General features: G+C 62.5%; 16 protein-coding genes. 5 read left to right on the forward strand and 11 right to left on the reverse strand.

The window, feature by feature from the left end:
- Positions 1 to 283 precede the first annotated feature (283 nt).
- The 3 genes from U5768_RS20300 to U5768_RS20310 all read right to left on the reverse strand — a co-directional run bounded on the left by U5768_RS20300 (position 284) and on the right by U5768_RS20310 (position 3,613).
- Positions 284 to 1,120 (reverse strand): hypothetical protein, encoded by an 837-nt coding sequence (locus tag U5768_RS20300; RefSeq protein ID WP_322032191.1) that lies wholly within the window; start codon positions 1,118 to 1,120, stop codon positions 284 to 286.
- 270 nt (positions 1,121 to 1,390) lie between these two features.
- Positions 1,391 to 2,524 (reverse strand): branched-chain amino acid ABC transporter substrate-binding protein, encoded by a 1,134-nt coding sequence (locus tag U5768_RS20305; RefSeq protein WP_322032192.1) that lies wholly within the window; start codon positions 2,522 to 2,524, stop codon positions 1,391 to 1,393.
- A 438-nt stretch (positions 2,525 to 2,962) separates the two neighbouring features.
- Positions 2,963 to 3,613 (reverse strand): FadR/GntR family transcriptional regulator, encoded by a 651-nt coding sequence (locus U5768_RS20310; RefSeq protein ID WP_322032193.1) that lies wholly within the window; start codon positions 3,611 to 3,613, stop codon positions 2,963 to 2,965.
- 223 nt (positions 3,614 to 3,836) lie between these two features.
- On the opposite strand from U5768_RS20310, the gene U5768_RS20315 reads away from it, so the two are divergent.
- From U5768_RS20315 to U5768_RS20330, 4 genes are read left to right on the forward strand one after another with little or no spacing between them, the layout of a single operon-like run.
- Complete coding sequence (locus U5768_RS20315; RefSeq protein WP_322032194.1) at positions 3,837 to 5,621, forward strand: gamma-glutamyltransferase family protein; 1,785 nt, start codon at positions 3,837 to 3,839, stop codon at positions 5,619 to 5,621.
- Positions 5,622 to 5,653: 32 nt separating this feature from the next.
- The gene (locus U5768_RS20320) at positions 5,654 to 7,066 is read left to right on the forward strand and encodes an MFS transporter (protein ID WP_322032195.1); all 1,413 of its coding nucleotides are present in this window, start codon (positions 5,654 to 5,656) and stop codon (positions 7,064 to 7,066) included.
- A gap of 30 nt (positions 7,067 to 7,096) precedes the next feature.
- Positions 7,097 to 7,630, forward strand: a complete 534-nt coding sequence (locus U5768_RS20325; RefSeq protein WP_322032196.1) for a GAF domain-containing protein — start codon at positions 7,097 to 7,099, stop codon at positions 7,628 to 7,630.
- A 14-nt stretch (positions 7,631 to 7,644) separates the two neighbouring features.
- A complete protein-coding gene (locus U5768_RS20330) occupies positions 7,645 to 8,937 on the forward strand; it encodes an MFS transporter (RefSeq protein WP_322032197.1) in 1,293 nt (430 codons plus the stop codon).
- A gap of 43 nt (positions 8,938 to 8,980) precedes the next feature.
- Here U5768_RS20330 and U5768_RS20335 read toward each other — a convergent pair whose 3' ends face one another.
- From U5768_RS20335 to U5768_RS20370, 8 genes are all read right to left on the reverse strand, one after another.
- On the reverse strand, positions 8,981 to 9,490 hold the full coding sequence (locus U5768_RS20335) for a DUF1697 domain-containing protein (protein WP_322032198.1): 510 nt from the start codon (positions 9,488 to 9,490) through the stop codon (positions 8,981 to 8,983).
- Between the two features lie 23 nt (positions 9,491 to 9,513).
- A complete protein-coding gene (locus U5768_RS20340) occupies positions 9,514 to 10,251 on the reverse strand; it encodes a Pr6Pr family membrane protein (protein ID WP_322032199.1) in 738 nt (245 codons plus the stop codon).
- 205 nt (positions 10,252 to 10,456) lie between these two features.
- On the reverse strand, positions 10,457 to 10,831 hold the full coding sequence (locus U5768_RS20345) for a hypothetical protein (RefSeq protein WP_322032200.1): 375 nt from the start codon (positions 10,829 to 10,831) through the stop codon (positions 10,457 to 10,459).
- Positions 10,832 to 11,144: 313 nt separating this feature from the next.
- The gene (locus tag U5768_RS20350; protein ID WP_322032201.1) at positions 11,145 to 11,537 is read right to left on the reverse strand and encodes an SRPBCC family protein; all 393 of its coding nucleotides are present in this window, start codon (positions 11,535 to 11,537) and stop codon (positions 11,145 to 11,147) included.
- 113 nt (positions 11,538 to 11,650) lie between these two features.
- Positions 11,651 to 12,754, reverse strand: coding sequence for a DMT family transporter (locus tag U5768_RS20355; protein WP_322032202.1), 1,104 nt, complete (start codon positions 12,752 to 12,754; stop codon positions 11,651 to 11,653).
- Between the two features lie 216 nt (positions 12,755 to 12,970).
- Complete coding sequence (locus tag U5768_RS20360; protein ID WP_322032203.1) at positions 12,971 to 13,333, reverse strand: cupin domain-containing protein; 363 nt, start codon at positions 13,331 to 13,333, stop codon at positions 12,971 to 12,973.
- A 166-nt stretch (positions 13,334 to 13,499) separates the two neighbouring features.
- On the reverse strand, positions 13,500 to 14,147 hold the full coding sequence (locus U5768_RS20365) for a hypothetical protein (protein ID WP_322032204.1): 648 nt from the start codon (positions 14,145 to 14,147) through the stop codon (positions 13,500 to 13,502).
- 116 nt (positions 14,148 to 14,263) lie between these two features.
- Complete coding sequence (locus U5768_RS20370; protein ID WP_322032205.1) at positions 14,264 to 14,959, reverse strand: GntR family transcriptional regulator; 696 nt, start codon at positions 14,957 to 14,959, stop codon at positions 14,264 to 14,266.
- A gap of 382 nt (positions 14,960 to 15,341) precedes the next feature.
- Here U5768_RS20370 and U5768_RS20375 point away from each other — a divergent pair, with 382 nt between their 5' ends.
- Positions 15,342 to 16,106 carry an HpcH/HpaI aldolase family protein gene (locus U5768_RS20375; RefSeq protein WP_322032206.1) on the forward strand — a complete coding sequence of 255 codons (765 nt, stop codon included), beginning with the start codon at positions 15,342 to 15,344 and terminating at the stop codon, positions 16,104 to 16,106.
- The last annotated feature ends 12 nt before the right edge of the window (positions 16,107 to 16,118 follow it).

A 16,118-nucleotide genomic window follows, 5' to 3' on the forward strand; every position in this document is an offset into this window, starting at 1 on the left:
GGAATATCGGCGAACGGCGGGACAAATCTTCGCTTGCAGAGTGCTTGAGTGAAGCACGAATCAGCGTGGCGTTTGGCTAATCGCTTACGAGTTCTTCCAGGGGGATACGAAGGTGCAAGCCGTGAATGGCGCGATGAATCGAACGGGAATGGAAGAAAACACTTAGGGAAGAGGGTGCTTTAGACGCGCGCTCCCAAGCCGCCTGGCAGGCAGCCTGGGATCGGGTAAAGGCAGTGGTGGAAAAGCAGAAAACTAACCGGTTTAAAGCGGGTTTAAAGCGCGCTTAAAGCTCTTTCATGCGCTCCCAGCCGTGACGCACGGCGGCCTTGAATTTTTCCCAGCCGCTTTCCGGATAGCGCGCTTCCCAATCCTCGCGGGCGCTTGGTTCCACGCCCAGCCAGTCGTCTCCGCGATATCGTTCGTCCTGACGGAGCGTTGCGCCGTGCTCATACGCTGCGCAATATTCCTCGTAGGACATGCCGGAGTTCGCGTAATTGGCGTCATAGTCCTTACGGACTTCCGTCTCGTAGGAAGCGTCGTCGATGGGCGTGCCCATGACAGGGTCTCCCACCAGGCCCCTCGTCGTCGCGTGTTGCGATTGGGCCGCGCTCGCGGTCCTTTCGGGCTCCGGGGCCGTGCGCGTCGTAACCTGCTGCATGCCGCTGACGACAGTTGGCACTGCAGAGGAAAATGCCGTATGCCGGGTTTCCGCTGCCGCCTCGGGCGATGTCTCGTATAACTTGCCGGACGCTTGAGTTGTGGTCCGCGAGAGTTGAGCGTCGGTAGAAGCGTTGCGCCATGCACTGCTGCGCTCCTCGATATCCGCCGCGCCGGCGCTGCGCATCACGTCGCGCGCCAGATTCACCTGCATTTCGGAAACGTCGGCGCTTACGACCGCGCCGCCGCGCCGAATGAATTCCCGATAATCTTCGGTCTCGGGCGGATACGCGCCGTGCTTGAATAGCCGTGCGAACAGGCGTTCGAGTTGATCGAACACCCGCGTCTGCTGTCCCGCATCGGTTCCGCCAGGCGCGTAGACACGCGGCCCTTTTTCCAGCGGGGCATCGACCGACATCGAGTAAATCGCGATATCGGCTTGCGCAACGCCGGCGTCGCCCAAGGCCTTTTGCGCGGAACGCGCGCTCCCATAACTGTCGTAAACGCCCAATACGGTTTGCCTCATCACTACCTCCCTTCGCTCGACGTGCGGCGGAATCGCCACGTATGTGCGGGGGGCGCAACAGCCGTGCCCGATTATGGGAAGGCGCACGAGGCGAGCGATCTGGCACCCGAAGGCGAAGTCAGGGCACAAGAGGAGGCGAATCCGCACGGATGGCAGGGGCCGATCAGGTGCGGATTGCGCGGGTCCGCCGTGGACCCGCAGACGATATCAATTGCCCGCGATCGTATCGACCGGCTTGAAGTCGCCGTGCTGGACCTTGTAGATGGTCACGGGCGCGTCCTTGAGGTCGCCGGTCGGATCATACGAAATCGTCGCGGCCGAGACGCCTTTGATCGACAATTTGTCGAGGTACGGGCCGTAGACCTTCGGATCGGTCGAGTTCGCGTCTTTCATCGCGGTGAGAAGCGCCATCGTGCCGTCGTACGAGTAGGGCGAATAAGTGATGGGGTCTTCGCCAAAGCGCGCCTTGTAGCGCGTTGCGTAGCTCGCGAAGCCGGGCATCTTTTCCTTCGGCAGGCCGCCCATGTAGACGATCGCGCCTTCGGCCGCATTGCCGCCGATCTTGAGGAAGGTGGGCGAGCGCGACATTTCGCCGGTCACGAACGCCGCCTTGATGCCAAGCTGGCGCATCTTGCGGATCATCGGCGACGACTGCGCATCGCCGCCGCCGTAAAACACCGCATCGGGATTGATACCCTTGAGATTGGTAAGGATTGCAGAGAAGTCGAGCGCCTTGTCGTTCGTATAGTCGCGCTTCACCACCGTGCCGCCGGCCGCCTCGACGGCTTTTGCGAATTCGTCGGCAATGCCCTGACCATAGGCGGTACGGTCGTCGATAATCGCAATGCGCTTGTAGTGCAGCGTCTTCACCACATAAGAGCCGACAATGCGGCCAGCCTGCGCATCGCTCGTCAGGAGGCGGAACGTCGTCTTGTAGCCGCGCGCCGTGTATACCGGCGAGGTCGCCATCGAAATTTGCGGCAGGCCCGCGCGGTTGTACAGATCGGAGGCGGGAATGCTGGTGCCCGAGTTGAAGTGGCCGATGATGCCGCTCACGCCGTCGTCGATGAGACGCTGCGCGACGACGGTTCCCGTGTGCGGATCGGCCTGGTCGTTCTGCGAATCGAGTTCGAACGATACGGGCTTGCCGCCGATGGTGGGATGCGTGGCGTTGAAATCGTTGATGGCCAGTTGCACGCCTTTTTGCATGTCAGTGCCATAGTTCGACTGCGCGCCCGTGAGCGGCGCGGCAAAACCAATCTTCACGACGTCGGCGTGCGCGGCGGCACAGGAAACTACCCAGGCGACTACCAGTGCGGAGTGCATTACCTTCAATTTCACTTTTCACTTCCCCTCAGGTGCAGGTTGGGCAATGCCGGGACCCGATGCTGCAGTGCCGGCGAGTGCGATCTTGAGTTGTTGCGAACACGCCGCTGTGCTTCGCGTTGGCGCGCGAGCGTGGCGAGATCGGCGAATGCAGTCTAGGTAGCGAAAATAGACGCGTCTTGGTCGATTGGGGTTCGACTCGTGACGATTTCTGCATAGTGGCGAAAACAGGAAGCCGACCAGGGTGCGCACGGGTGGCGGCCGCGCGCAAGTCGTGCATGGAGACGAGCGGTGCAATCGGCACAGCGCCGTCATGTTCGCGCAGTAACGCCCTTGCATTGCCGTGCGCGAAACCTCCTCGCGCGCTGCGTCATTCCATCGCGTTTTCAGTTTCTCAGCGAAGCGATGCGCGAACGGCACGGGCTAGCGGGATGGGGCTCCTTGTTTACTCATTCAATGCGGCGACCCGTATCCCTGCACCTTCAGCAGATGCTCGCGCATGCAGCGCACGGCGGTTTCGCCGTCGCGGGCGATAATTGCGTCGACGATAGACTGGTGCTGCTGTGCGAAATGACGGCGCGTGGCCTGGTCCGTGGTCTTTTCACGCTGGGTTGGCTTGACCCGCATGCCGTTGATCACTTCCATCAGCGCGATGATCGCGGGATTGCGCGAGGCCCGCGCAATCAGCAGGTGAAAGCGCTGGTCCCATAGTTGCCACTCCTCATCGTTTTTCGCCGTCGCGTTTCTTTTCGCGCACTTCTCCAGTTCGGTCAGATCCTCGGGCGTGGCCTTCACCGCGGCCAGGCCGGCTAGTGCGGGCTCGAACATGAGGCGCATTTCCGCAATATCCGCGGGACTCGTGCGCGAGCGCAGCCCGCGCAGCGTGGGCGCAAACTTCAGCGGCCGCGCCCCCAGGTAAGTGCCGCGCCCCACACCGCGCCAGATTCGGCCCGATGCTTCCAGCGAGGCCAGCGCCGCACGCAATTCGCGGCGGCTTACGCCAAGGTCTTCCGCAAGCTTGCGTTCGGCGGGCAGCGCGTCGCCGTCCTTCAACCGGTGTTGCGCGATGTAGGCGAGCAGGCTGTCGAGCGCGGAACGTTCCATGGTGCAGGTCGGACCAATGTGAATTGGTTCGATTCTAGCAGCAGACTTGCGGCGCGCAACCGCGAAGCTGCCGGATTGACGCAGACCAGGTTATTTCGGCGGCTTTTAGGGTTAACACCGGGTGCGGCAAAAATTCTTCCTTCGTAAGCTGATCATGAAAGGTTTTTGAACCATTAGTGAATGGTTCAATTGCAGATCGATCCTTTCGCACAGGGAGTGGAGAATGTCGTTTACAACGCGCCCGGAGTTGATCGGGACTTTCGGGATGGTGGCGTCCACGCATTGGCTCGCCAGTGCCTCGGCGATGGCGGTGCTCGAGAAGGGCGGCAATGCGTTCGACGCCGCAGCAGCAGCCGGCTTCGTGCTGCAGATCGTCGAGCCGCATCTCAACGGTCCCGGCGGCGAATTGCCGGTCGTGTTCTATAGCGCGCGTGAAGACCGCGTGCGTGTGCTGTGCGGGCAGGGCGTGACGCCCGCGGCCATGACGATCGAGCGCATGCGCGCGCTCGGTCTCGAAGTCGTGCCGGGCACTGGCCTGTTGCCCGCCGTGGTGCCGGGCGCGTTCGGCGCATGGATGGCGATGCTGCGCGACTACGGACAACTGCCGCTCGAAGACGTGTTGAGCTACGCCATCGGCTACGCGGAAAACGGTTATCCCGTGCTGCCGCGCATGTGCGCGTCGATTCTCGCGATCAAGGACTTCTTTCTAAGCGAATGGACGACCTCTGCCGGGCAATGGCTGCGCAACGGCGAGGCCCCCGCGCCGAACGAACTGTTCGCGAATCCCGCCATTGCGGCCACATACCGCCGCATCCTGCGCGAGGCGAGCGCGAAACGTGATCGCGCCGAGCAGTGCGAACTCGCGCGCTCGACGTTCTACCGCGGCTTCGTGGCCGAGGCGATCGACCAGTATTTCCGCTCGACCGACGTGCTCGACACCTCGGGCCGCCGTAATCGCGGCCTGCTCAATGCGGACGATCTCGCGCGCTGGGAACCCACTTACGAGGAAGCGCTCTCGTACGACTATGCGGGCCTGCGCGTGCACAAGACTGGGCCGTGGGGCCAGGGGCCGATGTTCCTGCAGCAGCTTGCGCTGCTCAAGGGCTTCGATCTGGACGCCATGGATCCATTCGGTCCGGACTTCGTGCACACGGTCATCGAAACGTCGAAGCTCGCGTTTGCCGACCGCGACGTGTTCTACGGCGATCCGCGCTTTGCCGACGTGCCGATGCAGACGCTGCTGAGCGACGCGTATAACGATGCACGCCGCCGTCTTGTCGATCCGCGCAATGCCTCGTTCGAATTCCGTCCGGGCGCGCTGCTCGACAGCGAAGCGCGTGCAGCGCGCATTCTTGCGAACGCGGGGCGGCAGCAGCCGGGCGGCTTCGGCCAGGGCGAGCCGACCTTCGCGCCGCTGCCCGAATTGCGCGGCGATACCGTTCATCTCGACGTGGTCGACCGCTGGGGCAACATGGTGTCGGCCACGCCGTCGGGCGGCTGGCTGCAGGCATCGCCCGCGGTGCCCGGCCTCGGCTTCAACATCACGACGCGCGCGCAAATGTTCTGGATGGAAGAGGGCCTGCCTTCCTCGCTCGGGCCGGGGCGGCGTCCGCGCACGACGCTTTCGCCCACGCTCGTTACCCGCGAGGGCAAGCCTTATGCGGCGTTCGGCACACCGGGTGGCGATCAGCAGGATCAATGGTCGATGCAACTGTTTCTGCGCCACGTGCATGCGGGCATGAACCTGCAGGCCGCGGTGGATGCTCCTTCGTTCCAGACCGCGCATTTCCCAGGCTCGTTCTATCCGCGCTCGATGCAGCTCGGCAAGATGTCGGCCGAGTCGCGCTTTTCCGAAGCCACTCTCGCGGAGTTGCGCGCACGCGGCCACGATCTCACCGTGGCCGAGCCGTGGGGACTCGGGCGCGTGTGCGCAGTGGGTATCCGCAACGGCCTCATGCGCGGCGCGGCCACACCGCGCCAGATGCAGGCTTATGCGATCGGCCGCTGAATAGCGACGCGCTCAACCGGAACCCACTCAACATGTCCGCCGTCGCTGCCCGACTCGAAAGACTGCCGCTCGCGGGATTCCATCGCAAACTGCTGTTGATCGGCGGCCTCGGCTACATGTTCGACGGGCTCGACTCGTCGTCGCTTGCTTTTTTGCTGCCCGTGGTGAGCAAGCTCTGGCATTTGACGAGCGCCGAAACGGGGCTCGTCGCGAGCAGCACCTATATCGGCTATTTTTTCGGCGCGTTCCTGTCGGGCGTGCTGGCCGACGTGATTGGCCGCCGCCGCATCATGATGAGCGCGCTGGCGATCTATTGCGCGGCATCGATGGCAAGTGCCGCCGCGCACGACTGGCACACGTTTTTTGCGCTGCGCATGCTCGCCGGTTTCGGCTCCGGCGCGGAAACGGTTGTGATCGCACCATTCCTCGCGGAATTCGTGCCCCGGCGCTATCGAGGCATGTTCTGCGGCGCGCTCGTCGGGTTCATGTCGTTCGGATATCTAGGTTCATCGATACTGGGCTATACCGTCGTGCGCAATTTCGCGGACGGCTGGCGCTATCTCGCCGTTCTGACTTCGCTGCCCGTGGTGATGCTGCTCTGGTGGCGCAGAACGCTGCCCGAGTCGCCGCGCTGGCTCGAAAGCCGAGGACGCTCCGCCGAGGCTGATAGCATCGTACGGGCCATCGAATCGCGCTACGAACAAGAGGGTATTGCACTAGCGCCGCCCGGTTCGGTGGGCGCGATTCCCGCCGCGACCCAGGCCAGCGGCAATGCGCTGCAGAACGTGCTGACATTGTTTTCGCGCCGGTTAGCCGGCACGACGGCAGTAAGCTGGCTGATGTGGTTTTCCGTGGCGTTCGCCTATTACTCGTTCTTCTCGTGGATTCCGAGTCTTCTCGTGAAGGAAGGCCTCACGCTCACGAAGAGCTTTGGCTATTCGATTGCCATTTACGGTGCGCAGATTCCCGGCTATTTCTCCGCGGCATGGCTCAATGAGCGGATCGGCCGCAAAGGCGTTGTGGCGTCGTATATGACGCTCGGCGGCCTCGCCGCGATTGCGCTGGCGTTCTCGCATACGGGTGTGCAGATCACGGTGCCGGGCATGTGTCTATCGTTCTTCATGAATGGCGCGTTTGCGGGCGTCTATGCCTATACGCCGGAAGTCTTCCCTACGGCCGTACGCACGACCGGTACGGGCTCGTCGTCGTCGTTCGGCCGCATTGGCTCGGTGAGCGCGCCGATTCTGGTCGGGCTCGTGTATCCGGCGTTCGGCTTTTTCGGTGTGTTCGCGATGACGACTGCGGTGCTGCTCGCCGGCGCTTGCGTCGTGTTCTTCCTCGGCATCGAAACGCGCAATCGCTCGCTCGAAGATATCGAGGCAAGCGGCACGCAGGCGCGCTTCGATGCGCACAAGCCGCTCGCCCGTGACGGGATGCGAGGCTGAGCACGCTTCTTTCTTACTCTTGTACGCGCCATGCAAACGCCCCTTTCATTCGTGAACGAACCCTATGCGCTGCAGCGCGAAATCGCCGGTCTCGCACGCCTTTCACACGTGATTCGGCAGCCCGGTCAACCGCAGGCCATTTTCCGCGAAGTGTGCGCCGTCGCCGCCGAGGCCATTGGCTTTCGCCTCTTTACGATCATGGCCTACGACGCGGGGAACCAGGAAGTGGAACGCGTGTTCACGAACATGCCTGACGTTTATCCACCGCGCGGGCGCAAGAAGAAAAGCGGTACGCCGTGGGCGCAACGCGTTCTTTCGGATATCGAACCATTCCGCGCCACGACGCCGCAAGGTCTGCGCGAAGCGTTCGACGATCACGCGGTGATGACGGCAATGGGTCTCGGCTCGATTCTGAATATACCGGTTGCCTATGACGGCCGCTGTGTCGGCACGATGAACCTTACGCACGTGGAAGGCTGGTACACGTCGCAACACGAAAAAACGGGCTTGCTGCTCGGCACGTTTCTCGCGCCCGCGCTAATCGCGTACGGCATGTCCTTCTAATTGCAGGCCCTTTGATGAAGACAACGACATCCACACAAAACGCGAACCGCTGGTTGCTCGTCTTCGCGCTCGGCTATCTTGCGCTGCTGGTGGACGGCGCGGACGTCATGATGTACGGCCTCACGCTCACGCGCATCAAGAGCGAATTCGGCTTGACCAATGTCGAGGCGGGCGCGCTCGGCAGCCTGACGCTGCTCGGCATGGCAATTGGCGGCATTCTCGGCGGCTGGGCCAGCGACTCGTTAGGGCGCGTGCGCGTCGTGGTCTGGGCGATGATGCTGTTTTCGGTGGGCGCGGGGCTGCTCGGACTCACGCATAGCTTCCTCGAATTTGCGGTCGTGCGCTTCATCAGTTCGATGGGGATTGGCTGCATGGTGCTCGTGAGTACGCTCGTGGCCGAATACGTGCCCATGGCGCGGCGCTCGTTGATACTCGGCGTTTTGCAAACGGCGATTTCGGCGGGCTATATCACGGTGATCGCGCTCAGCACATGGATCTTGCCGCACTACGGCTGGCGCATGCTGTTTTACGTGGCGGTTGCGCCCGTGCTGATCGCTGTGGCGATTCACTTCTTCGTGCCGGAGCCGCCGAGTTGGCGCATGAGCGAGGCCGCAGTCCGCCCGAGCGGCCGCCGCTGGCACGACAACCGCTACGCATTGATTTTCGCCGACCGCCAGGCGCGCAGGATGTTTATCTTCTGGTCGCTCGCTTCCGTATTTGCGCTCTCCGGATTCTATGGATTGAACAACTGGCTGCCCACGTATCTGGAGAGCGAATTGCACATCAAATTCAGCTCGATGACAGGGTACATGACCGCGACATGGGTCGTTGCGTTCATCGGCAAGATCGTGGCGGGTTGGCTCGGCGACCGCTGGAGCCGGCGTGGGGTTTATGTGCTGGGCTGTATGGGCGCGGCCGTTTTTCTTCCGGTGATCGTGCTTTTGCATACCCGCGAAAATATTGCGTGGCTGATGCTCGTATTCGGCTTTCTTTACGGCGTGCCGCTGGGCACGATCGGCACGTTCATGTCGGAGAGCTTCGAAACGCGTATTCGCGGCACCGCTGTTGGCGGCTCGTATAACGTGGGGCGCTTTTGCTCGGGCGCGGCGCCCATCGTGATCGGCTATATCGCGACGCAGTTTTCGATCGGCATGGGTTTTCTCGTGGTGGGCGCGGTGTTCTTCCTGAGCGGCGTGATGGCGCTGTTCATTCCGGACCGCCTGCACGATACGAGCAAGGGCGATCCGGGGCAGGCGAACCGCGAGGCGCAGCAGGAGGCGCTCGCAACGGCGACGGGCAGGGGATAGCGCGCAGCGCTCGCGCGATGCCGGTTACGAGAACACTGGGAAGTCACTCCTGCGCCATCTCCAGAAGCTTCGCCACGGTATTCATGTTGCGCGCCGTTCCGTCCTTCGCCGCAGCGATTTTGAGCTTCGATCGCCCGATACCGTCCTTGTAAAACACGTAGATCTCGCGGGCGCCCAGACGGAATTCCTCGGCGTTCCGGCCGCTCACCTTGTCGAGTGCATCGGCAGGCGGCGGTGAGTCGAGAAAGAAGGCGACAGTGCGATCAGGCGCGGCATCGGGAAACGGATTGCCCTGCAATACCGCGGCCCATTCCTTGGCCGTTCGCACCGCTACGCCCACGGGCTTGCCGGCATAAACCTCCAGGCTCTTCTCGAGCTTCTTTTTCACCGACGCTTCGGCCAGCCGGCTCTCGAACACCACGTTGCCGCTCGCGATATAGGTTTGCACGCGCGTGAAACCGAGCGCTTCGCACATGCCGCGAAGTTCGGACATGGGGAGCTTGCCGGTTCCGCCGACATTCACGGCGCGCAGAAGGGCGATATAGACAGGCATGAGTTCGATCGAGAAACGGCGGATTAGTCGGGGCGCCCCAGATCCGATGCGCCGGGTGGGTCGACTTCCACGAGAACGGGACGCCTTCGCGCGTTGATCGTCACGAAAACGGCCATCAGCACCATGAAGGCGGCGAACAGCAACGCGCTGTTGACAAGTACGTGCGCATAGCCGAGCTGCCCGACGTCGATGAATGGATAGGGATAGAAGTCCGTCTCGCTGCCGCGCCAGAAGGTGACGGCGAGGTAGCCCAGCGGATAGAGAAGCCAGGCGAGGCGATCGCGTGCGGCAAGGGTGAAGCGCGGCACGAACAGCAGCCAGTACGCGGCACATAGCACGGGAATCAGGCTATGCAGGCTTTCGTTGAGCAGCGCCCGATAGCCGTGCGGCGTCCAGAGAGGTCGCAGCAATAAATTGTAAGCAATGCCAACGAAGACGATATACACCGTTACCGCGCTCACGGTAGCCGGCGCACTGAAGAAGCGGACCGGCCACGCGCGCAGGCGCAGCGCGATGGAGGTGAAAGTGAGCGCGACGAGCAGCACCGTGAGATTGGTCAGGTAGGCCGAAAGCCTGCCGATGGCCTCGAACGTATCGAAGCCGCGCAGCACCATGCGCTGGATCGTAATGTCGGTTTGCGCGGCGAGCGCGCCCCACGCGAGCACCGCGATTGCCGCCGCCAATGCGGTGGCATAGAGGCTTTGGGGCGGCGCCCCGGCGGCAAGCGGCGCGGCAGCCGCGGGGAGCGGTTGTTCGGACATGCAGCGATGGTAGCGCACAACGGGTATGCGCGTTTGACGAGGGCGGGCTCTATTGGAGGGCGACCGCACACGCAAGAAACCAGTTGCACGGGTTAGGGGAAAACCCTATACTTATCTCGTCTCCTCCATGTCTCCTCCTGATATGGATTCAGCCCGCTTTCTTTGGCGGGCTTTTTCTTTTCTGGCGCCACGCCATTTCCGCCGGCTATTCCTTCACAAATACAAGATCGCATTTGCGCGCCGTCGTGCGTGAACCGCTGCCTGAAGTCGCGTCGAACTGCGCGCTGACTTCGTAGGAGTAGGGTACTTTGGTGTTGGTGTGCCGTCCGGCGCGCGCAGCCAGACCTTTGGCGACGAGTGTGGCCGACCCGTCCGGTTCGAGTTTTCCGTCCAGCGTGAGCCAACCGGCCGCGTCGCGCTCGCCGTGTTCGCCGTGCAGCACGTTCTGCTGGATTTGCGCGGGAAATTGATATCGATAGCCCGATGTGCCGTCGGCGCCTTGGGGGCACGTGAGCGTGACGTTCCATTCCCCATCGAAGGTATCTGCGGCGCGCGCCGCCGGTGTGCCGGCGACGGCCATACAAATGGCGGCGTATTGAACAGCCCACCTTAATTTCCCAGCCTCCATTGCGGCTCCCGTGGTCGAGTCATCTGGCACTATTCTGGCCGCAATCGGCGTGCCGGTCTGGGCGCCGTCGCACAGTCGCCGTGCCGCGCATGCTCTCCGATCCGAGGTATTAGTGCAACTAACTGCCTATCCCGACCACCGCGCGCACGTTCAGCCCGCGCGCCCGCAAAAACGTTCCGACCGTCACCAGCCCTAACGACACCCGTCTTCAAGGCGTGGAGGCGCAAAAGCTCAGGCCGTTTCGACGATTGCCTAGCGGCCCCGCCTATCTCCGTGCGAGATTGCGCTTGAGCGCCGCGCAGCCCGCATCCGTAAGCGGTTCGACAATCTGGATGCGCTCGTCGGGCTTGAAATCGCTGATCCATACCACGCGGCAGCGCTGGGGCGACTCCCGCATCACCTGAAGCGTCGCGTGATGATGCTCGAAACGTCCGCCGCCCACGGTGTAAGCGAGGCGCATGTGCGCGTCGTCCACGCCGATCACACGTTCCTCGATCACGGAGCCATCGGCGAACGTCACCCATCGCACGTCGTTTTCCATGCGCGCGCCGGTCAGCACGCCGGCGAACACGCGGGCGACGTTGGCGGGATCGCGCAGCGCGGCCCAGACGTCTTCCGCTGCGGCTTCAACGGGAATGTCCCGGTACACGGTAGCCATCGCACTTGCCTCCTTCGTTTGTGTGACGAGTGCATCGTGCGCGCGCAACGCGCGACGGTCCTGGGAAATCTTGACCTCGTTTGCGAAGCCAGCGGCGTCTGCGCGTGCCGCCTTCAATGCGCGTGCCGATGATGCACGTCGGGATAGTGCGCGTGGCTGTGCGTGATCGGCGCGTGACGATGCACATGCGTATGCGGCTCCGTGCCGTCCCAGGCGAAGTCGTGCTCGTGCCGATGGTGTTCGTCGTGCCGGTGCGCGTGGGTGTGCTCCAGCGGCTCGTGCGTGTGCGCGTGGTCATGGCGCTCGCGCACGTGCAGCCACACGCCGAACGCCATCAGCGCGAGCGCGAGCCAGAAAGCGGGCGACGGACGCTCGGGCCAGAACAGCAACGAAAGCGCCACGCCGAAGAGCGGCGCGACCGAAAAGTAAGCGCCGGTGCGCGCCGTGCCGAGATGGCGCAGCGAAACGACGAAAAGCACAAGGCTCACGCCATAGCCCGCGAAGCCCACGGCCATGGCGCCGCCGACTGACTGCCAGGCGGGCCAGTGCGCACCCGCGGCGAGCGCAATGCCGATGTTTACCGGGCCGGCCGCGAGCCCCTTGGTGCAGGCGACGACCATCGCGTCGTTGGTCGAGACCTTGCGGGTGAGGTTGTTGTCGATGGCCCAGCACAGGCACGCGAGCGCGACGAGCAGCGCGCCGGGCGCGGCGCCCGCCGCAAGGCTGCCGGAAACCGCGCTGGCATGCGCCTCCGGCCACGAGAGCAGTACGCCGCCTGCGACGATCGCGAGCATCCCCAGCGCGATCCGCGCATCGAAATTTTCGCGAAAGCAGACCCATGCGATGAGCGCCGTCAGCACGCCTTCCAGATTCAGCAGCAACGCGCCCGTAGCGGCGGCCGTGGCGTTCAGGCCAAGCATGAGCAGCGCGGGAGCCGCCACACCGCCCGCGGCGATCGCGCCGGCGAGCCACGGCAGTTCCGCCACGCGCAGCAGGTCGTGCGCGGGATCGTGCGTGGCGGCGGAGCGGTCGCGGCGCGCCGGGAGGCGGCGTAACAACAAGACGACTGCGAGCCCCGAGCCGCTGCCTAAATAGAAGAGCCCCGCGAGCATGAACGGCGACACGCTGCCGAGCAGCGCCTTGGCGAGCGGCGTGGTGATACCGAATAGCGCGGCGGCGAGCAGCGCCGGGAAGAGGGTACGCCGATGGGATTTCATCGCAGGCTCGAAGCGCAAGACGAAAAAGCGTAGACAAAGCGTGACGGGCGCGCAAGCGGGCTCGATCGGGGAACCATTAATCCCCAACTCGTGCAGGCGTCAAGCGCCGATTCTCCGGCGAGAGCGGTTCAAGCATTTCCGCCATGGCGTCGCATCAGTAGTCCTACTCATATCGCGCTTCGCTCAAGCCGCAATTGTTGTCGCGACAGAACCGCATTATGGCGCCTCCGGCGGCGCAGGCGGCTCCTGAATATCGCTGCGGACCGTCGTCGTGGAGCGCCGCTCTATGGTGAGATTCACCGTTCGCCGAGTGGCAGGACGGGTGCGATGGCGCACTCCCGCCGGAACAGTGAGCATCTGGCCCGGGCTCAACTCGGCCATACCATCGTCGAAATCGATGATCAAGGTTCCGTCAATGGCGATAAATGTTTCGTCGGAGTCGGGATGAATATGCCAAAAATACGGCGCTTTCATCACGCTGATATGCACCTGGTGGTCATTGACGCTGGTGAGAATTTCATTTCGATAGCTTTCGTCGGTAGCGTCGGCTATGGAGCGAAACTCGACTGGCTGAATCATGGTCCCTCCCGTGCGCTGGCATCGTTTCGGCAATGCTAGTCGCCGCAGCCGCGTGCGCAAAACCAATTTTTTTCGCCTGCATGTGAGCTTTTTTGCCTCACGCGCTGGAAGCAGTGAAAACGCGGTTGCCAAACCGGGCAAAAATCCATTTCCGCCGACCCGCGCATTAAGGAGCGGCGCGGACCTTGACGACCGAAACGACAATGGGGGAAGTAAATTCGGCGTGCACGGTATCGCCGACTTTCAGATTGTTGAGCGATAACGTCGAGGCGACTTCGAACTCCTCGGTCTGTATCGGGCCGCGGAGCGTGATCTCCCGATTCTTTCGGGAGATATCGAGCACTGTCGCCACAAACTGGACGCTATGTGTCGAGGTGACGTCTCCATTGGACGCCGGCTGCATGACTTCCGTTTCGATGCGCTCGCGGATGCCATTTGAGGCAACCTTATCCATACGCGTCAGAATCGCGTTTTTATAGGCAACATTGACTGTGTCACCGATTTGCAACGTCTGTACGTCGATGATAGCCGGGTTGATTTCAAACACGACCATCTCGCCGCCCGCATCGCGCAAGGTCACACTGTTGTCCGACAGGTCCGTCCCGGCTACGCGTGCCTGCAAATGTCGCAACGCTTCCACGCTAGCCGTATGTTGCCCTGTGCGAGGGGCAGATTTCTGGGCGCCGACTGGTTGCAGTATCAGCACGCCAATCGCAACGACTGCCAGCCGGATCGGCCGGGCGCTGGCTGCACGCATATCCGCCCCCTCGAAAAAGTCAGACGCCATTAGACCGGCGGCGCCTTCCAGAAGCATAGAACGAAAACATCGGCGCCGCTCACCGGGCGGTGCACGACTTCGCAGTCGTCGCTATCGGACATATGAACCAGGCGGCCGCCTGGAACGCGACGTGCGCACTCGCCGTGTCCCGATCACGGCTCCTGGCCGTCCGCCAATATGAAATAGCGTTGCTCAGCGTTGAGAATGAATTCGAGCATGAGGGTTCTGACACGTTTCGAATCGCGTTCGAGAAAGCCTTCCAGCAAGTCTCGCATGCCCGTCAATGCAATCTTCTGCGTCGAAGAATCGGTCAACGTGAGCGATCTGACCTGCTGTGCGTGGTCGGTAAAGCGTCTGATCGTGTCCTGTAGCCGGCTGTTCTGCACGGCTGAGAGCCAAACGTCACGAAACTCCACGTTGGCCGCAATCAACGCGGCACCGTCCTGCTTCTCGCAGGCTCGCGCGGCTTTCTGGTAGGCGCGCTTTAACGCAGCGTGCTGTTTGTCCGTTAGTGCTGCGGTTGCACCGGCCGCGGCACCTGGTTCGAGCAGCCTGCGGACTTCGAATATTTCGTGGACGTCGTCGTTCGTCAGTCTGGGAATGACGAAGCCGCGCGTGGTGCCGACCAGGAAGCCTTCATTTACCAGGCGCACCAGTGCCTGACGAACAGGCATGCGCGTGCAGCCAAACTCGTCTGCAATTTCATAGTCGAGGATGCGTTCGTTCGGCCCAATGTTCCCGCGCTGCAACCGGGTGCGGACCTCCTGATAGATCGTCTCGGTCAGCGTCGTCTGCGTGAGCGCAGTTCTGGCGGGCGATTTTGCGAGCTTTTCGACCGGTGTCGTCATGGGCGTGTTCCGAAAACTGGATTCTGAATTCTTTGCGATTCTTGTCCGCAGAGGCGTGAATTGTCAACACAGCCAGGGAACGGGCTTCCATGGCGGCAGACGCGCCTTGCGTGCGGCGTCCACGCACTCGTTGAGCGTTCAACCTGTTTTGGAAATTTTCTACCTGTCAACAGGGAATGTCGGGGAAAACCCGTCCAGGTAAATCCCCACGTCCTTGTAAATCAAGCCGTCGCCGGGAGTCAGGCAGATTACGGCGCCGCAGTTTGTTGACACCAAAATATATCCACAGTAATGTTTCCCACATCCGAAAAACTGAATTCAGTTTGTTGAAAATGCGGGCCCTTGAGGCTCGGCGCAACCATCATGAACGAGGCGTGAATCAATGTTCTTTCGCTCGCTGAAGCCGCTTCTGGCCGGTGAACGGCACCTTCATCTGATCTGGCTGGCGATGGGGAGCGTGCCCATGGTGGAGTTTGCCGCGCATGCGAACCCGGATGCGCTCGTTCTCGATCTTCAGCACGGCTTGTGGGAGCGCGGCACGCTCGAATCGGCAATTGGCGTCGCCAACGCGCGGGTGCCCGTGATTGCCCGCTGCGAGGAGAACTCGCACAGCGCCATCTCGCGAGCGCTCGACGCCGGCGCCGCCTCAGTGCTGGTGCCGCTCATTGAAACAGCGGACGACGCGCGCCGCGCCATATCGGCGGGACGGTACCCGCCAATGGGAAAGCGTTCGGCGGGCGGCGTGCGGCCTTTGAGGGCGGGACTGGAGGCAATGCGGGCCGCCGATCGCGACGTGGCTATTGGTCTGATGATCGAAACGGCCGAGGGAGTCGAAAACGTCGAGGCCATCGCAGCGACTGCGGGCATCGACTATCTCTTCATAGGAACGGGCGACCTTGCGCTGTCACGCGGCACCAGCGATAGCCAGGTGATCGGCCGCGACTGCGAGCGCATTGTGCGCGCCGCCACCGCGAACGGCTTGCCGTGCGGCATCTTCACGGGCAACGCGAACGCCGTACGTCAGGCTTTCGAAAGCGGATGCCGGATGGCCGTGTGCGCCAACGACATCGACCTCGTGAAGGAAGGCTTTGTCGCGGCGCGGGAAGCGGCGGCCCGTTCGGAGCAGGACCTCGGTTTTTCATTTTGATCGGACTCCAAA

It is taken from the genome of Paraburkholderia sp. J76 (assembly GCF_905220295.1).
Lineage (GTDB): Bacteria > Pseudomonadota > Gammaproteobacteria > Burkholderiales > Burkholderiaceae > Paraburkholderia.